We start from the raw sequence: 19402 nt of genomic DNA, 5'->3' as shown, positions 1-19402 counted from the left end.
ATAAAAAGACTGATAGCAAAAGCTATCAGTCTTTTTATTTATGTGCATACATAAGAGATTTGTACATATACTAACACAGAAATATGTATGACGCAATTATATATTGCAATTTATTTTCCAAGTCTTTTAAACATTAAATCTAAACTTTTTGTTCTATAATTAAATCATATTATTATGAAAGAAGTTTAACATATGGATGAAGAAGAACCTCTTTCACGTGTTGCACGTGAAAAGAAACCCAAGAAACACCATTTTTGGCGTCGTTTATTATTAATTATTTTAGCTATCATTCTGATTATCGCAGGAATAGGCTTTTTTAATCTTAAAAATACAACTGATAAGATGTACACCAAGTCAGGAGCGGACATGACACGTAACGGAAACAAACTTTTACGTGAACATAAACCAATCTCAATATTAATTCTAGGAACTGATACCGGTGCCTTAGGTCGCCATGACACTGGTCGCACTGATACCATGATGATTATGACTCTTAATCCTGATACAAAGAAAACTACACTTGTCAGCATCCCACGTGACATGGAAGTTAACTTTCCAGATTATCCACAATATTCACCAGCCAAAATTAATTCAGCATATACATATGGTGGCGTAAAAGAAGCTATTAACACCGTTGAACAACACTTCAATATTCCGATTGATTTCTATATCCTAATCAATATGGGTGGACTCGAAAAAGCCATCAATGATGTTGGCGGTGTAGATGTTAAATCTCCATTAACTTTCAGCTATGGTGGCTCGAGTTTTGTTCAAGGAGAAACTCAACATATGAATGGGAAAACCGCTTTAAACTTTGCTCGTATGCGTCATGAGGATCCAATGGGAGACTATGGTCGTCAACAACGTCAACGCTTAGTTATTGAAGCCTTATTAAAGAAATCAATCTCACCATTCACGGTTCTTAATAAGAGTTTCCTTGATTCCATTTCTGACCAAGTAAAAACTGACTTAACTTTAAATGATTTACGCATTTTAGCCTTGTCATATCGTAACGTAAACCAACACTTTGATAGTACCTACGTTCAAGGTGAAAGCCAAGTTATCGATGGTCTCGATTTCCAAGTAGTCAGTCAAACTGAACGTGAACGCATTGCTAACCTAATTTGGAATTCATTAAAGCAATAGATTGATCTGGCATTTGCTATAATGAAAACAGAATCGATGTAACTTCACTCACAAATGAATGGATGTGATCTCATGGTTAAAGAAAAAATTATTTTAGATTGTGATCCTGGACATGACGATGCACTCGCCTTAACAATGGCAGTTGCATCCCCAGAAATTGATTTATTGGCAGTAACAACTTCTGCTGGAAACCAAACCCCGGATAAAACTTTGTATAATGCATTACGCATGTTAACTCTATTAGGTGCAACTGATATTCCAGTCGCAAGTGGTAATCAACGCCCATTAATGCGTCAGTTACAAATCGCTGACTATGTACACGGAGAAACTGGTTTAGATGGAGCTGATTTACCCGAACCAACTTTCAAACCACAACCTCTGCCAGCAGTGGAATTGATTGCTGAAATTTTACGAACGCAAATTGAGCCAATTACTTTAGTAGTAACTGGTCCAATGACAAACATCGCCCTTTTCTTACGCATTCATCCAGAATTGAAAACCAAAATTAAACAAATTGTCTTTATGGGTGGAGCTGCTGGACAAGGAAATGTATTTCCAACCACTGAATTTAACATGGCAGTTGATCCTGAAGCCGCTAAAATCGTTATTAATGAAGGAATTCCATTAGTAATGGCTGGATTAAATGTTACCTTAAAAGCACAAATTCATCCTGAAGATTTAGCAGAAATTGGTAAAATCAATAATCCAGTTGCTCAGGCAATTCATGATCAGATGAATTTCTATGGTGAATGGTATGGCCAAGAACGTTTCCAATTAACTGGAACTCCGGTGCATGACCCATGTACCATTGCCTACTTACTACAACCTGATATCTTTGAAACACATGATGCTTACATTGATGTTGAAACTCAAGGGCAATTAACCGCTGGAGAAACAATCGTTGATTTTGCTGGCTTACTCGAAAAAGAAAATAACGCTAAAGTCTTAATGAATCTTGATCGTACTAAGTTTGTAAAATTAATCATTAACTTACTACAATGTTTCTAATTATTAAAAAAGGTATGGAAAATTCCATACCTTTTTATTTATTCATAAAATTTACCCATATATTCAGCTAATGAATCATCATCATTTTGCAAACGCCAATTTTTAACCTGTTCTTGAGGATGTTTCCCAACATAATAAGAATGCACTTTGCCAAAATTATCAAAGATTTCATCAACTGTATCTGCTGGTGAAAGTGCCATTGCTTGAATCTTAGCACCTAGCTCTCCTTGAGGTTGAGCTTTTAATTCACGTTCAGTGGTTGTTGCTCCTAAAGAAGCGACCATCACATCAACACCTTCTTTTTCGCCTTCGTAAGCCATTGCTTGTGTAAAGGCTTTAACATAAGCTTTTCCAGCTCCATATTCAACGTTATATGGTGAACTTGTCAATGCAGTTAAACTTGAATAATTTAAAATACCACCGCGACCTTGTTCACAGAAAATCCCCATATAATGTTTCATTGCCTGTGTAAAGTTAACTACATTGATGTTCAACATCTTTTTATAATCTTCCCATGAAATATCTTGAACCTTACCAAATTTATGGAATGCAGCGATATAACTTACAAAACCAACATCTAACCGATCAGTCACATCAAATACATCCAATGCAGCATTTTCTTCGCCTAAATCAACTTGAACGGGGATAAAATCAACCGAGAAAGTTTTCCGAAATTCAGCTTCAAATGCATCTAAATTATCTTGGCGATCATTAATGCAAACAATGCTTAGCCCCTTTTCCGCTAACTTCAAGGCAGTTTGTTTGCCTAAGCCCTTTGCACCACCAAATAAAACTGCGTATTTTCCATATTTTCTTTGAAAATCAGTCATTGTCATTGTATCACTCCCTTATTGGTAAGAGTATTTTAATTGTCCTATGGGTACAATTACCTTAACTTGAATGCAATAAAAATGGGCAATCAAGTTATTTTGCCCAGTGATTGATTGGACCAAACTTATGACCAACTGAAATTGGATGTGCAATACATTCATATGTGTATTTAACCGCAATGCGAATTGCATCTTCGACATTGAAGCCCTTAGCCAATTCAGCGACAATACATGCTGATAAAGTATCGCCAGTTCCATTGATATGTTCTGTGTCCACAAAAGGATGACTTAACCAGAATGACTTGCCATTTTCTAGACGAACATAGTCTTTCACAACATCACTTTGGCCATCATGCTTGCCTTTAATTACAATATTTTTAACCCCATCACTTTGTAAAATTTCAGCAGCTTGCATAATGTCTGTTTCATTACTCAATTTAATTTCAGCGATTTTTTCTGTTTCATAAAAATTAGGAGTAATAATATCCGCTAATGGAAGTAAGTTAGTCCGTAATTCATCATAAGCTTCTTCCTCAAGCAACATATTACCGTGTTTAGTAATGATTACAGGATCAACAACTAACTTGCCAAAATCATATTCTTTCAATAACTTAATTACACTTTTGATAGTTGTTAAATCAGCAAGCATCCCTGTTTTTACTGCCCTGATTTTGAAATCTTTAGCTAATACTTCGCACTGTTTAGCAATAAAATCTGGTGCTAAAGTAATGCTATCTTCAATTCCATATGAGTTACCTGCAACACATGCAGTCAACACTGACATTCCGTATACATTACGCGCAAAAAAAGTATTCATATCTGCTTGCATTCCTGCTGAACCATCGCAATCTGATCCAGCAATAGTTAATACCTGTGGAAATTCATTCGTCATCATACTATCTCCTTATTATAGTAATTTTTTTGATACAACTTTATTATAATGTTTTGGAATTGAATACCAAGAAAACTGTTCTTTTCAAATAAAGTATATCAAAATAAATTACATTGTATCCAACACATTATTTCAAAATGTTGCTTATAAAAATGATTTTTGTTAAAATAAAAATATCAAAGAATTTAGATTTCTTTGATAGATGTTGTTCTTGGTTGGGAGGCAATAGCTTTAGTCCAGCCAGCATAATGAATTGTAGTCATTATGGGACTGCCCGTTAACATCAACAAAACTGACACTAATTATTTTGAATAACAAAGTCACAATTTCAAATATATCCACTCATATTACTAACTTGTATAAATAGAACAAATTACAAAGATTAGTGTCAGTTGTTGATGATACATATATGAATAACATTAGTAAATCAAAACATGATTAAAGTATTCAGATAACTCCTTATTAAACAGAGATTGTTCCAACGCAATCTCTGTTTTTTATAAAAAAATAAAGGGATGTTAATGCATCCCTTTTAATTTAACTATTAATTATTTTTACGTAATACAACAAAACCAGCAATTCCTAAAAGGAGACTACCAACAACCATTGAAAGCACATCATTATGACGTTCACCTGTTTGCGGTAAGTTTTGTTGTTCTTTCTGACTAGAATCATTATTTTCAGTTGCAGTTACACTTTCGCTAGCAGAGCTTACAGAACTACTTGATAATACTGAACTCATTGAATTATTCTTTGAATTTGACGTTGATTGCTTAATTACAGTTGCACTCGTTGAGCTGTGCTTACTTGTAGACTTGCTTATCGAACTAGAACTACTACTTTCCATTGATGAACTACTTGGTATTACCGAACTTGATGAACTCGAACTATCTTTTGAACTTGAACTACTACTTTCTATTAATGAACTACTTGGTATTACCGAACTTGATGAGCTCGAACTATCTTTTGAACTTGAGCTACTACTTTCCATTGATGAACTACTTGATATTACTGAACTTGATAAGCTCGAACTATCTTTTGAACTTGAACTACTACTTTCTATTAATGAACTACTTGGTATTACCGAACTTGATGAGCTTGAACTATCTTTTGAACTTGAACTACTACTTTCTGATGATGAGCTACTTGACTCTGAACTTGAAGAACTTGTAGCTGCAATTTTCTTATTCAAAATGATATTGTCACTTGGAAGATTTGAATCGGTAATCGTTCCATCAGTAATCGTAAATTGATATTCCTGATCACTTAATTGATAACCATCAGGAGCAACCGTTTCTTTCAAACGATAAGTTCCATCAGCTAAATTATTAAAGATAATCTCACCATCTGCGTTACTCTTAGTTGTAACGGTTGTCCCAGTTGTTTGATTAATCAATTCAAAACCTGCACCTGCTAAAGCTTCATGTATAGTTTCATCTTGTTTGATTAATGTCAATGTACTACCTTCTAAGCCAGTGATTTCACCAGAACCATTAGATTCAATAATGACATCTTTGCTAGCATTCATATTATTTCCTGGATATGCCATTGTAACGTCATTACTAATAACAGATCCGACTTGAACATCATCACTTACAATTGTACGGTAGTTAATTTGCCATGCTGTACCAGATAATGACCACTCTGGGATTGTTAATACAAAGGCACCCTCTTCTGGATCATCCGTTTCAATTGTTGCTCCTAAACGTGATAAATCATTGATTGTATAATTTTCAGAGTATCCACTTGAAGTTGTAACTGAAAGAATGAAACTGCTCCAATCAACTTTCCCTGCTGGATTAGGATCATCAGTAATTACAATGTTTCCTGTTACTCCTTCAGGAACAGTCCCATTAATAATCCAGTTGATGTTACCATCTTTACCAATAACAGCGGCCTTAGTTAATTTTGCTTTAGAAACATCTGGTTTAGTTTGTGTATCTTCAGTTGTTCCACTATTATCATCTGCTGTAGGGTCATCTTCAATCGTGATTGTAGGCCCATCAATATCAACACCCCAATCAGGACTCACTGGTGCATTTTCACCAGAAAGACTCTTTTCAGCTTGAACATAGAAATTAAAAGAACCCGAAAAACCACTTGTTAGTTGAGTGATTGGTTCATTAAAGGTAATTGTAACTGTATGCCCTTCAACGTGAGCAGTTGCTGCATTTTCAACAACCTTTCCGCCAAATGATGCATTAATTTCATAATTAGCTTTCAACCCATATAAACCACCAGTCGTATCAGTAGCTTCAGGTAAATCCATCACAATTTGTTCACCCGGCTGAACTTTACCATTTCCTTGGAAACTGACGGAAATTTTTAACCGTTGACCATCCTTTACATTTGATACACTACTACTTATGCTCGTAATTTTCACATTTGCACTGTCTTGTGCTTTGGTTGTATTCGCAATAGCTGAGAGTGGATTAATTAACACAGAACAAATCAATGTCATGATTGCTACCAAAGTCATTTTATGGAATTTAAAATTACGTTTATCCAACTTTCCATCTCCTCCCATCGATCTTATTTTATTAGTGGATTAAAAAAGCACGGCTTATCTTAACACCAATCTATAAGCCAATGCAATTTGATCACAAGCGGTCCAACACATTGATATTACTGGGATTAGATGCTATCGTAGTGTTTCTATAAAGGATAATTACTAATAAACTAACAAAAGCTTAATGATTTCTTCGATGATCTTTAAGCTTTTTTAACTGCAAAAAAAGCACAAAGCCTAAATTAAAAGACTTTGTGCTTTGCTTTTTAATTCAAATTCTGATTAAAGTTTTCCAACTAAATCCAAACCTGGCTTCAATGTTTTTTCGCCTGGCTTCCAGTTTACAGGACAAACTTGATCACCATGTTCACGGACGAATTGAGCAGCTTCGAGTGTTCTCAACATTTCATCAGCATTACGACCAATTCCCATGTTATTGATTGTATATGATTGAATAACGCCATCAGGATCAATAATAAATACTCCACGGTATGCTTGACCTGAATCTTCATTCAATACATCAAAGGCACGTGCAAGTTTACCTGCTGGATCAGCTAACATTGGATATTCAATTTTAGCAATTTCAGGTGAGGCATCTTTCCATGCTTTGTGGACAAATTTGGTATCTTCTGAACATGAGTAAATTTCAGCACCTGCTGCCTTGAATTTATCATAAAGTCCTTCAAGAGCTTCAAGTTCTGTTGGACAGATAAATGAAAAATCAGCAGGATAAAAAAGTAAAATGCTCCAGTGACCTAACATATCTTTCTTAGTAACTGTAATTGTGTCATTCTTGTAAAGAGCATCTACCTTAAAATCATCTATTTCTTTCCCAATATAGTTCATAAAAATCACCTCGACTTCATTATAAATGAAATATTATTTTTTTAATACTAATATCGTCTCTCAAGGCCAACTCTATTAAAAACTTTAAAAGTATTATATATCTTTATAAAATTTGTACAAATAAATTATTATATCGTTAGATTTCTTATATATTTTAATTTCCAAATATGATAAATTATAGGTGTATAATATAAAGTTATTTTTGAGGAGGATTTTCATATAGATTGAAATCGAAATTTTATCAAATGACAGCCCAGGAAGTTATGCAACAATTAGGAACTACTTCCCAAGGACTTACAAGTCAGGAAGCACAACAACGTCAACAAAAAGACGGTAAAAATGTACTTCAGGCGAAAAAACATACAACCTTATTGCAAAAATTCATTTCTCAATTCAAAGATTTGATGATCGTCATCTTGATTGTCGCTGCCATCGTTGCGATGCTTGCTGGCGAAGTTTCAGATGCATTGATCATCTTAGTTGTTATTCTATTAAATGCCCTCTTCGGCGTTTTCCAAGAAGCCAAAGCAGAAAATGCGATTGACGCCCTTCAAGAGATGACAACACCAACTTCGCGAGTTCGTCGCAATGGAACAGTGATTCAGATCAAAAGTGAAGATCTTGTTCCTGGTGATATCGTCTTGCTTGAAGCCGGTGATATTGTTCCTGCTGATGTCCGTTTTATCTCTAGTCAAAACCTAAAAATTGAAGAAGCCGCGTTAACAGGTGAATCAGTCCCTGTTGAAAAAAATACCCAAGTAATTGAAGAAGATAACCCACCATTGGGAGAGCAACACAACCTTGGTTTCATGAACACCAGTGTTACTTATGGAACGGCAGAGGCAGTTGTAACCTCAATTGGAATGAAAACTCAAGTGGGACACATTGCTTCAATGCTTAACGATGTGGATAACGCCTTAACTCCATTACAAAAGAACATTACTCATTTAAGTAAAGTTTTAAGTGTATTGATTTTAGTAATTGCGATTATCATTCTTGTCTTTGGAATCATTACTGGTCGTGAATCAGTCTTAGATATGTTGCTAACAGCAATCTCACTTGCAGTAGCCGCAATTCCAGAAGGATTACCTGCAATTGTTACTATCACCTTAGCACTGGGAACACAAAAAATGGCTAAACGCCAAGCACTTGTGCGGAAACTCCCTGCAGTTGAAACTCTTGGTGCTACTGAAATCATCGCTTCTGATAAAACAGGAACATTGACGCAAAACAAAATGACTGTTGAAAAATTCTATCAAAACGGTCAGTTAATTGATGCTCAAGATTTCAAAGCAGATATGACTGCTAAATTGCCAGAAATCATGATTTTAGCTAACGATAGCCAACAAACTCCAGATGGACTTGTCGGTGATCCAACTGAAACAGCATTGATTCAATACTTCTATGATCATCATGATAAAGTTGCTACTGTTGAGAATCACTTCAAACGAGTGGGTTCAATTCCATTTGATTCAGAACGTAAATTAATGTCGGCAATCGTTAAAGATCGCGATGACCAATGTTACGTAATGACTAAAGGAGCAGTTGATGAATTGCTTCAACGTGTAACTAAAATCTTAGATCATGGTCAAGTACGTGAATTTACCGCAGATGATAAAGCAAAAATTTTAGCAGTAAACAAACAACTTGCGAGTGAAGCTCTACGTGTTCTAAGTTATGCTTACCGGCCATTAACAAGTGTAGATGCTGATTTCACTTCTGAAAACTACGAAAAAGATTTAATTTTTGTAGGATTAACAGGGATGATAGATCCACAACGTCCAGAAGTCGCTGCCGCAGTCAAAGAAGCTAAAGAAGCTGGAATTCGTCCATTAATGATTACTGGAGACCACAAAGATACTGCACGTGCAATCGCTATTCGTTTAGGGATTATTGCTCCTGATGATACACAAGGTGTCATCACAGGACATGAACTTGATCAGATGTCAGACAAAGAGTTACGCAAAAACATTACTAAATACTCTGTCTTTGCACGAGTTGCACCCGAACATAAAGTAAGAATCGTTAAAGCTTGGCAATCACATGGGAAGATTGTTGCGATGACTGGTGACGGTGTCAATGATGCTCCAGCCCTTAAAACCGCTGATATCGGTGTCGGAATGGGAATTACCGGAACTGAAGTTTCTAAAAATGCATCTGATATTGTCTTAGCTGATGATAACTTTGCAACAATCATCGTAGCGGTTAAGGAAGGTCGTAAAGTCTTTGCTAACATCCAGAAAGCAATTCAATACTTACTTTCTGCTAACTTAGGTGAAGTCTTAACGCTTTCGATGATGACATTCCTTGGATGGACAATTTTTGCTCCAGTCCAAATTTTATGGATCAACCTAGTAACCGATACTTTCCCTGCAATTGCTTTAGGAGTTGAACCAAGTGAGAAAGGCGTCATGAAACGCAAGCCACGTGGCAAAAATTCAACTTTCCTATCCAACGGTGTTGGTTCAAGTATCATTTATCAAGGAATCCTTGAAGGTTTGATTACACTTGGCGTTTACTGGTATGCGTTACATTTCCCATTCCATCACACAAGCGCTGCAATTCATGCCGATGCGTTAACGATGGCATATGTAACGTTAGGATTATTACAACTCTTCCATGCATTTAACTGTAAGTCATTACATGGAACGATTTTCAACCGTAACATTTTCAACAACAAGTTCTTTAACTGGTCAATCCTAGTTTCAGCATTATTACTAGCTGCAACGATCTTTATTCCAGGATTTAACCAAACATTCCATGTTACTCAATTAGCAGCTCAACAATGGATTGTGGTTCTCATTGCTGGAATCTTATTAGTAACAATTGTTGAAATTGTCAAATTAATTCAACGTAAAACAGTTGCTAAAAATGGCTAATTAAATATTTAAGAGCAAGTCAAATTGACTTGCTTTTTTGCTGTCTTTTAAGAGTATAATTTTATATATAAATAAAAGAGGGATTGATATGAAAAAAAGGATTGGATTAATTTTAACCTGGATGGCGGTAATTGGTTTAACTGGTTGTCAATCAACAACTCAACACCATGACAGTAAGCCTCAAACAGAACGTTCAAGTGCTAGAAGCGTGCATTCAAAGAAAACTAGTCAATTTAATGAAGAAAGTAGTACTGAACAAAATACAGAACCGGTTGATGCTGATTCTATTGAGACAACAAAGAGTGTAACTGCAATAACTGAAAGTAGCAGTTCAACGACTGCAAGTTCAAATTCATCAACTGCTGTTAAAATCAATAATGCAACTGAAGCAGAAAATTACTTAAAACAACAACTTGGTTATGGTAATAATAGTGATGTTGTCCCGGGAAATGATCCTGCATATAATGGCACTGACCAAAATGGACAATACTATACCGTTTCATTAGTTTCAATGTCTGATAAACTCCATGGGAAAACTGGTTCTATGGGAATTTATCGTGTATATGAAGATGGCACAATTGTTCATGTAGCACAATAAAAAAGAGATTAGCAATTGCTAATCTCTTTTTTGAATTACACAGCAACTAAAACTGTTAATACAGCTTCGTAATAGTTGTTACGTGAAATTGGTTCCATTAAGATGAATTTTTCTTGTTCAAAAAGTTTGTCATATTGTTTCTTATTGCAGATGGCAGCAAATAAGATTGGAGCACCGAAAGTTCTTGATTGATGACGATCGATGATTTTTCCATTCAAGTAATAACCGGCATAGATACGGTTTTTAGAAAGGAAATAATCCATCATCTTATTCAAGATAGCTTTAGATTCTTCATCTTCTGCACGTGCTAAGTTATAAGGAACACGACAAGCATTGTAATAATATTCACCGTCATATTTTGAAGCAACAGTATTAGGACCAACTGGTTTAGCTGAATCTTCTGTTACCCAGGCAAAGTCTGGTACTAATCCAGATTTATGTTGGTCGCTAAGTTGTTTTAGATGACCTAACATTGATGCTTTTACTTCTAACCAACGTTTATCATGTGTAGTGTGGTAGAATGCATCAAATTGAACTGGCATAACATCTGAAGTTCTAATCATGTTATAGTACTTAGAATCTTTACCTGCCCAGTTACCAACGGTTAGGATTTTTAATTCATCATTATAGTTATATTTAAAAATATCATTTAGAATGGCTTTAGCTTCGCCGAGATATTTATCTTTTGAATCAGGCCAAGCCTTAGCTGCTTGAATCAAAGCATAAGCAATATAGATGTCACCATCAGTAGCGTTATTCTTTTCATCTTTGATTTTGTTTTTGTAAATTATTTGTTTCCATGACATTAAAGCAGTTGAATCCATGCGGTGATTAAGGTAATAGTTGTTGAGTTTCTCAAATTCTTGTTGCGAAACCTTTCCCTTCTTACCTTCAAGAGCGCATATCAACATCCCATATCCGTGTCCCTCGGAAATTGAAACTGGATGTTTAGCTTTGGGTTGAGAGTCAATATATGCACTCTTCCCATGATCTGTTTCTTTAATGTATGTATGTTCCCACTGTTCATAGTAACTCGTACTAAGTTGTCTTTGACTACTACTTCTTAAATACAAAATACTTAAAACTAATACTACTATCGTAATAAATGGTAGGATAATTAGTCGATTGTATGATTTTTTCAATCCTAAAACCTCCCATGTCAATCATTAAATCGTTTCATCTTGACCCACTTGGTTCCGTCTCTTCGTAAAATCTTATCTAGAATTACTGAACTTAAAGCATCGACGGAAATGATAATGAATAATTGAGAGTAAGTGAAATATCCAGCAAGTGCAATCCAGACTTGTTGTGCCGTTGCTTGTCCCATTTGCGTCGACATCGCAATATTAACTTGGATAAGATAGAGTAAAATCATCAATAACCAGTTAAATAACAGGATTTGCACTAAATAGATATTACGTTCACCAAATGTAAATGGTAATTGAATTCCTGGCATGAATGCTTCTAAGCCCATGCAGACAATATTAGATAAGAAAACAAAGTCTGATAGAATAATTGCTAAGTTAAAGGCAAAGAATGTACATGCATAATAGAATGTTTCTAATTTAACTCGCCAGTTACTATTATCGAATAAATGCTTAAAGTTTGAGATAACTACTTGATAGTTACCTTTAGCCCATCGTTTCCGTTGCATCATATAGGCTTTGAGTGTTTCCGGTTCTTGTTGGAAGGCTTCAGAGTTAAAGGCTAACGCGATTAATTTCCCACTTTGCATAATCTTGAAGGAAATATCTGTATCTTCAGTTAGCGCCCCTTTTGACCAACCACCGATGCTTTTAACAAATTTTGTTTGAATAATAAAGTTTGTTCCTGGAATCCGGCCAATTTTGAATAAGTGCCATAAACCAACGTGTTGGATTCTTTGAGTAACAACAATTTCCTGATTGATACATTTTGTAAGGAAATTTTGTTTAGCATTCCGTGTCTTGTTACGTCCAAAGACAGCCACGTGGCGTTCCGGATTCTCTAAGGCTTTTTCAACTAAGAAGTGTAAGGCATTTTCTTCTGGCATCGCATCAGCATCATATATACAAAGGTATTCACCTTTAGCACGTGCCATAGCTTCATTTAAAACTCCCGCCTTACTTCCTGTCCCATGACGATTAATTACAGTGACATCACGGCCTTGATATTGTGGTTGACCAACAACCTCTTGCATTACTTGATAAGTATTATCTTCACAGTTATCAGCGTATAATAACAACTCGATTTTATCTGCTGGATAATTCAAGTTTAAGATGGCTTCAACCGTTGGCTTAATAACAACATCTTCGTTATGGGCAGGAACAATAATAGTTACTTTAGGATATCGTTTTAATGGTTTGATTTCGGTAACTTTCTTACTTTGCTTTAACCAAAAGTGTGTTGCAGAACAAACGACAACCAACGCCATGAACAACGAAATCCAAATCGCTATCAAAGTAGTGATCATTAGTATTTCACTTGTCATTGTTTTGTGTTTTCACCTTTCTATTTGTTGTCCTAAAGTTTCGAAGAACATTAACGTAAATCTTAATCATTGCGATTGTTAGAATGAAGGCAACGATTGCAAAAGTCGATGTAATAAATAATGAAATATAGTAAAAATATACAAGCATTGCTACTTCTCCTATTGATATTCACGAATAATTTCCATTTCATGTTCACGCACTAATTTTTTCGTTAATTGTTTAAAGTCTTTGTACTTGTCAACATTTTCATTAGTGATAATTAAGTCTGAACATTGGAATTGAATTTTAGTTTCACTTTCATCTGTATGGAAAGCAGTCTTTTCCATGGTTTCCATACTACGTTCATTTAGTTTATTTAACACAATTTTTGAGTTGATTGAACCGAGCACAAGGAAATATCCTTCTTCCAAATAAAACACTCTTTCACTTGGAACACGGGTATTTCGAAGTTGTTGTCCGATTTTCTTCAAAACTGTGGCTGTTTCATCAGCGTCAATTTGATGATATTGTTCACTGTGTGACCAGTAAATCAAAGTAGCACTGAATTCAGCCGCAGGAATCTTAGTTTGTTTTAAAAAATCAATACACTTGTTATAGAAGTCCTCGGCTTCTTGAGTATTCCATAAGTTTGTAGTAACATCACGTTCATTGGAATATTTGATAATTTGGTCTTTACTTAATTTTGCACTTGCAATACTACCCGCACGAATTTTAATCAATGATGATAACCCCAACATCAATGGAAGTGCGATGACTACAATTGTTCTCTCCCAAATTGGTATTAAAATATATCCAATAATGACCATAAATACACCAATAATAAATGAAAAAATAATTAGCCAAGTAGTTAGGATACTAGGTAAAAATAGTCCTACTATTGAACCAACTAAACACAATGCTGCCATTGGGTAAAAAATATTAATTGGCATATCAATGCTTCCAACTAAAAGTAAGATAATGATTGCAATTAACAATGCAATTGCTCGTTCTAAAGATAAACGATACTTTCTTCGCATATCTATATCCTCCTCATAAATATTTCCAACCTTTTACATTTTACTCGGATAAGTAACCATTTTAACCAAATTAATATCCGATTTAAAGTTTTTTAAACTTATCTTAATAAATATTTTTAAATAATAATAAGAAAGTTAAATAAATCACGAACTATATTAATTTAAATTTAAATAGTTATCTTTAAATTATTTTTAGATAAATACTTTTCTTATTCTTGAGCCAAAAAAAGAAGAGGTAGTTTTTTGAGCTATCTCTTCTTTTAGGATCAATAGGTACCATTAAAAAAAGAAAATTTTATAAAACAGTCATTTGATGACTATGTTATCTATCATAACGCATCAATATTGATATCAAATTAAAATGATTTTGCAAAATCTAAAAATATTGTAAAAAACTTAATCATTTTGTAAAAAAGGCTTTTCTAATGCAGAAAATCATGGGGATTTTGAACTAATTCCGCTATATTAACTTTTTCTACATTATCTTTATTAGATTCTTTTATTTCAATAGCTTTACTTTCACATTCATTTTTTCCAATTACAGCATAATACTTTGCATTTTTTCTAATTGCCTCTTTAATTTGAGTTTTTACTTTACTATTTATATATGATTTTTCAGCATAAATTCCTTTTTTTCGTAATTTGTCTACTATTATGAATGCTAAATTATCACCTAAACTATCTGCAGATACTAAAAATAAATCGATCTTATTATTGGTTATAAAATCAGGATTTTCTTCATTTAAGAGTAAAATTAACCGTTCAACTCCCATTCCAAAACCAATACCACCTTCATCTGGACCACCTAATTGTGAAATTAGCCCATTATACCGTCCACCAGCACAAACAGTAGTGTATTTATTTCCGAAGGCATTAGAATCTGACATTATTTCAAAAATAGTATGTGTATAATAATCAAGTCCTCGTACCATTCGATAATCAACTTCAAACGTAATATTTAGTTCTGTAAGTAATTCTTTTACTTTTTCAAAATAATCAGCCGAATATTCATTTAAATAGTCAAGTATAGAAGGCGCATTTTTTATTATTTCTTGATCCTTCTCATCTTTACTATCTAGTACCCGCAAAGGATTTTTGTATAAACGACTTTGTGAATCTTCACTTAGCTCATTAAAGTAAGGTTCAAGATAGTTAATCAATGCTTTACGATAGTTATCTCTTGATTCACTATCGCCCAAAGAATTTATTACTAATTTGATATTTTTAATGCCTAACTTCTTAAATAAATTCATTGCCATTGAAATTACTTCTACATCTACTTGTGGTGATTCTGTATTTAAAGCTTCTACTCCAATTTGATTAAACTGACGTTGTCTTCCAGATTGTGGTCTCTCATATCTAAACATTGGTCCCATATAATAAACTTTGTATGGTTTTGAATATTCTGGGCCATATAATTTATTTTCTACATATGCTCTTACAGTTCCTGCCGTCCCCTCTGGCCTTAAAGCAATATGGCGATTACCTTTATCATTAAAATCATACATCTCTTTTGTAACAATATCTGATGTATCTCCTACATTTCTAGCAAAAACGTTATAATCTTCAAAAATTGGAGTTCGAATTCCATGATAACCATATAAATGAAAGGTTTCTCTTGCATTAAGCTCAATTTTCTCCCATATTTCTGATTGCCCAGGTAAAATGTCAACAGTTCCTTTTGGTTTTTGATATTCCATGTTTTTTCTTCCTTTCTAAATTTATAAAAAAACGCCCTCAAAAGTATTTATAAATACTTTTGAGGGCGTTATAAACGAACGCTGTCCCACCTCATTTTGTAATAACCTCACGATTATTACCTCATTAAGATAGTCTAACTAACTTATAGATGATAACGCATCTCTGCGGAACAAACTAATCGTTTAATACTTTCATTTGAACAATTCACAAGCGTGTAACGTACTAAATCCCACTTCTCATCAAATTGTGGATCTCTGTCATTTACAATAGATACTTTTTACTTGCTCACTATTTTTATTTTCCTGCTTTGGGATAAACTGGATTACAATCATCATATTCATAATGACTTATAAATCCACTTTGCATATATCGTCTTAATTTATCGATTTCTTCAGCATGATCCAAATCTAATAATTGTGGAAATTCACCACGAATAGTATTATCATAGCCTGCTTCATTAATTTTTCCAGGCATTAGTTCTTGTTTAAAATCAAAAACTCTTCCTTTGATAATATTAGTAAAATTCCAAATCTCACCATTATCAAATTTGATTTTTAATTTTCCATTTGGAACACCACTTATAAAATCAACATCAACTATATGTTCCCTTTTCTTATTTTGCAAGATGTTAGCTTTAATTAAATAAATTTTATTTCTACCAATAGCACACAAAATTTGCTTATTATTTTCTACATCAACTATTACTTGATTAATTTTATCTGGTATCTCTTGTAATATCCTATTACCATTCATATACAATACCTCAAAAATTAATATTTAACATTATATTTCTTTATAAGTGATTCATATTGCATTTTATCAAGCCATTCAGGCAAGGATAGTTGTTCCATAATTTCCATATCTTTATCTGGTGTCAAAATTGAACCATTTGGAATAGAATCAACTGGTAAGGAGAAGTATGGTCCTACTGTTATTGCATTTCCAATTTGTCCTGGTTTCATCATTGTATGTGCAAAACCAATCCATGAGCTTTCGAATGAAGTTTCTGCATCCGCTCCACATTCAGCAATAGATTTAGCAATGGCATTTCTTCTACCATCTAAGAATTCTAACAATTCATCTTCATTTGGAGTTTCCCATACTCCTGCATCTTCAATAAACATGCTTGAATTCTTTTCTGGATCTTTAGCAAAAGAAATAGCAATTGCTGACCAAACTCCATAACCTTGTCCAGGTTTTAATGGTTGATCTTCCTTAGGACGTTCTGCTGTAACACCTTTATTAGCACATACAATAAAACTTCCTGGAGCAGGATAATGACGTCTTTCCTTTTCTACTCCAAAATATTCTACTAATGCATCTTGAAGTGGTTTTGCATCATAAATTGGTAAACTACTACCATCCCATTGTTTAACTGTAAATAATGGTTTAGCAGAATCCACCTCTGGATTTCTTAAAATATCATATCCAATTACATGGCCTTGTGGTCCTGTAAAACTTGAAGCTGTAGTCATATTTATTTGACCAATATATGCATTTTTAGTTTCAGCACGATCATATGAGACGATTCCATCTAAGACATCATCGCCTGATTTGTCTCGTACACCTGCATCAACCTTTAATCCTGTTACATAACCATTACCAATGTTTCCAGGTTCCATATATCCACGTGAATATTTTGTATATGGACTAATTGCAATTCTATCAATTCCTTGTTTGTTTAATGTTAAATCTATTTTAGCCATTTTAAAGACCCCCCACATTTTTATTAAAAGATATAAATTATTTTCTCCCTACTTATATTATATTCCTTAAGAAAACGTTTTCAACATTATTTTATTAGAACAAAAAATCCGATTATAGCAACGATTACAATAATAATCGCAAATATTAGCTCCCCAATATTAAAGATTTTTTTCTCATGTTGTTCTTTTCTTGCCCAAATATATACTGGAATTCCGATAGCATATACGATGAATGAAATTGCAATATATTTAATTCCTGCAGCTAACCCCATAATCACTGTATATAAAAATGCTAAAATTCCAATAATTAATCCGTTAACACGTTTATGCTTTGTATTATCTGGGAATAAATCTTTCTTAGCACCAATTTTAATTAAGTACATTGCACTTACCATATATGGTGCGACCGTCATTGTACCTGTAATAGTTAATAACATTTGATATGCATTATTATCAAAATGAGCAAAGATAATGATAATTTGCATAATTACAGTAGCTACAAGTACAGATACAATTGGGACATTTCTTTTTGATTTTTTAGCAAATATTTGTGGAAATGCATGATCTTCTTCAGCAGCATGTTGTGGTAATTCTGATAACATTTGAACCCATGAAATCCAACTTGAAAATACCGCAACTAACAAGCCAAATGTAATTAGGTCACGTCCCAAATTGTTATGCCATAATGAAGTTAAAATATATGCTGTTGATGGTGATGTCATATTTGCTAATTGGCCATATGAATATGCACCTAATGATAAAATTCCTGTTAAAGCAAATAATGCTAAACAAATAATAAATCCAATTACTGTTGCCTTTGGAACTTGTTTAGGATCTCTTGCTTTCCCAGACATAACAACTGCTCCTTCAATACCACCAAATAGCCATAATGTGATCATCATTGTATTGAGTAATTGTGAAGTGACACTTCCTAATGGTTTATCACTTACAGAACTTACTGCATGTGTAGCAGTAGCATTTAAAGTAAAAGTATGTGGATTAAAATGTACAGCAACAGTTGCTAGAAAAATAACCATAACAGATAACATAATTGCAGTTGCAACTTTTTGTACTGTACTTGAAACTTCAACTCCGCGTAAAACTAATGCAGTTATTAACCATGTAATAATTGATGCTCCAATTACTGAAGGCCAATTACTACCACCGGTAAATGTACCTGGGAAGAAGTAGTCAAGTGTACTCATTACTAATACCGCATAAGCAACATTAGCAAAACATTCACAAACAAAATATCCCCATGCTGTAAAGAAACCAACAAATGGACCAAAACCAACTTCCCCATATTTGTATAGTCCGGCTTTTAATTCAGGATGAACATCACTTAAGATTACAAACATTTCAGCAATAAACCATATTCCAATTCCTGTAGTGATCCATGCTAAAACTTGGGCATCTAGTCCTGCAACCTGTGACATGTTTTTTGGTAAATCAAAAACCCCACTACCAACCATTGCACTAACTGCTAATGCAATTAAACCAATTAAGCCTAATTTACCAGCATCTTTTTTAGTTGTTGCTTTGTCATTCATTTAAATGACTCCCTTTCCTAAAATTAGGAGAAAACAAAATATCTCTTTCAATTTTTATTATAAAATGTTTTATTTTATTAAAATAATTTATACTCTTTTTTGCCAAGAAAATTTGCATCGTGCAATATATATTAATCACGGAAACAATACTAATTAAATTTAATATTTGTTAATGATATGGAATAAAGCATAGTATACTTTAAAATTTTTTTGTATTATAGGAATTGACTGAAAAATTGAGGTGAAGTTA

15 protein-coding genes are annotated in these 19402 nt (G+C 33.8%); 4 read left to right on the top strand and 11 right to left on the bottom strand.

The annotated features are described in order from the left end of the window. Nucleotides 1–192 precede the first annotated feature (192 nt). Both QPK35_RS07875 and rihA read left to right on the top strand, forming a co-directional pair. Nucleotides 193–1146, top strand: coding sequence for an LCP family protein (locus QPK35_RS07875; RefSeq protein WP_290033403.1), 954 nt, complete (start codon nucleotides 193–195; stop codon nucleotides 1144–1146). A gap of 72 nt (nucleotides 1147–1218) precedes the next feature. After that, nucleotides 1219–2154 (top strand): pyrimidine-specific ribonucleoside hydrolase RihA, encoded by a 936-nt coding sequence (rihA, locus tag QPK35_RS07870; RefSeq protein ID WP_290033402.1) that lies wholly within the window; start codon nucleotides 1219–1221, stop codon nucleotides 2152–2154. A 38-nt stretch (nucleotides 2155–2192) separates the two neighbouring features. Here rihA and QPK35_RS07865 read toward each other — a convergent pair whose 3' ends face one another. From QPK35_RS07865 to QPK35_RS07850, 4 genes are all read right to left on the bottom strand, one after another. Continuing rightward, a complete protein-coding gene (locus QPK35_RS07865) occupies nucleotides 2193–2990 on the bottom strand; it encodes an SDR family NAD(P)-dependent oxidoreductase (protein ID WP_290033401.1) in 798 nt (265 codons plus the stop codon). An 88-nt stretch (nucleotides 2991–3078) separates the two neighbouring features. Next, nucleotides 3079–3876 carry a bifunctional hydroxymethylpyrimidine kinase/phosphomethylpyrimidine kinase gene (gene thiD / locus QPK35_RS07860; RefSeq protein ID WP_290033400.1) on the bottom strand — a complete coding sequence of 266 codons (798 nt, stop codon included), beginning with the start codon at nucleotides 3874–3876 and terminating at the stop codon, nucleotides 3079–3081. 544 nt (nucleotides 3877–4420) lie between these two features. Then, nucleotides 4421–6385, bottom strand: coding sequence for a SpaA isopeptide-forming pilin-related protein (locus QPK35_RS07855; protein WP_290033399.1), 1965 nt, complete (start codon nucleotides 6383–6385; stop codon nucleotides 4421–4423). Between the two features lie 282 nt (nucleotides 6386–6667). Further along, nucleotides 6668–7231, bottom strand: a complete 564-nt coding sequence (locus QPK35_RS07850) for a peroxiredoxin (protein ID WP_290033398.1) — start codon at nucleotides 7229–7231, stop codon at nucleotides 6668–6670. Nucleotides 7232–7455: 224 nt separating this feature from the next. Here QPK35_RS07850 and QPK35_RS07845 point away from each other — a divergent pair, with 224 nt between their 5' ends. Both QPK35_RS07845 and QPK35_RS07840 read left to right on the top strand, forming a co-directional pair. Beyond that, nucleotides 7456–10110: a calcium-translocating P-type ATPase, PMCA-type gene (locus QPK35_RS07845; RefSeq protein WP_290033397.1), complete on the top strand. Its 2655-nt coding sequence runs from the start codon at nucleotides 7456–7458 to the stop codon at nucleotides 10108–10110. Between the two features lie 88 nt (nucleotides 10111–10198). After that, nucleotides 10199–10708, top strand: a complete 510-nt coding sequence (locus tag QPK35_RS07840; protein ID WP_290033396.1) for a hypothetical protein — start codon at nucleotides 10199–10201, stop codon at nucleotides 10706–10708. 35 nt (nucleotides 10709–10743) lie between these two features. Here QPK35_RS07840 and QPK35_RS07835 read toward each other — a convergent pair whose 3' ends face one another. The 7 genes from QPK35_RS07835 to hdcC form a co-directional block, all read right to left on the bottom strand. Beyond that, nucleotides 10744–11850 carry a family 8 glycosyl hydrolase gene (locus QPK35_RS07835; protein ID WP_290033395.1) on the bottom strand — a complete coding sequence of 369 codons (1107 nt, stop codon included), beginning with the start codon at nucleotides 11848–11850 and terminating at the stop codon, nucleotides 10744–10746. Between the two features lie 17 nt (nucleotides 11851–11867). Then, entirely contained in the window at nucleotides 11868–13178 is a 1311-nt protein-coding gene (locus tag QPK35_RS07830) for a glycosyltransferase family 2 protein (RefSeq protein ID WP_290033394.1), read from the bottom strand. A gap of 159 nt (nucleotides 13179–13337) precedes the next feature. Further along, complete coding sequence (locus QPK35_RS07825; protein ID WP_290033392.1) at nucleotides 13338–14195, bottom strand: hypothetical protein; 858 nt, start codon at nucleotides 14193–14195, stop codon at nucleotides 13338–13340. 422 nt (nucleotides 14196–14617) lie between these two features. After that, nucleotides 14618–15895, bottom strand: a complete 1278-nt coding sequence (gene hisS / locus QPK35_RS07820) for a histidine--tRNA ligase (protein ID WP_290033391.1) — start codon at nucleotides 15893–15895, stop codon at nucleotides 14618–14620. Nucleotides 15896–16190: 295 nt separating this feature from the next. After that, nucleotides 16191–16649: a histidine decarboxylase maturation protein HdcB gene (gene hdcB, locus QPK35_RS07815; RefSeq protein ID WP_290033390.1), complete on the bottom strand. Its 459-nt coding sequence runs from the start codon at nucleotides 16647–16649 to the stop codon at nucleotides 16191–16193. Between the two features lie 17 nt (nucleotides 16650–16666). After that, nucleotides 16667–17602, bottom strand: a complete 936-nt coding sequence (hdcA, locus tag QPK35_RS07810; RefSeq protein WP_290033389.1) for a histidine decarboxylase, pyruvoyl type — start codon at nucleotides 17600–17602, stop codon at nucleotides 16667–16669. 86 nt (nucleotides 17603–17688) lie between these two features. Then, a complete protein-coding gene (hdcC, locus tag QPK35_RS07805; protein ID WP_290033388.1) occupies nucleotides 17689–19152 on the bottom strand; it encodes a histidine-histamine antiporter in 1464 nt (487 codons plus the stop codon). Nucleotides 19153–19402 lie beyond the last annotated feature (250 nt).

Origin of the sequence: Ligilactobacillus cholophilus (genome assembly GCF_030389495.1) — a bacterium.
GTDB lineage: Bacteria > Bacillota > Bacilli > Lactobacillales > Lactobacillaceae > Ligilactobacillus > Ligilactobacillus cholophilus.
The sequence above is the reverse complement of the archived record's forward strand: the minus strand, read 5'-3'. Positions and strand labels throughout refer to the sequence as shown.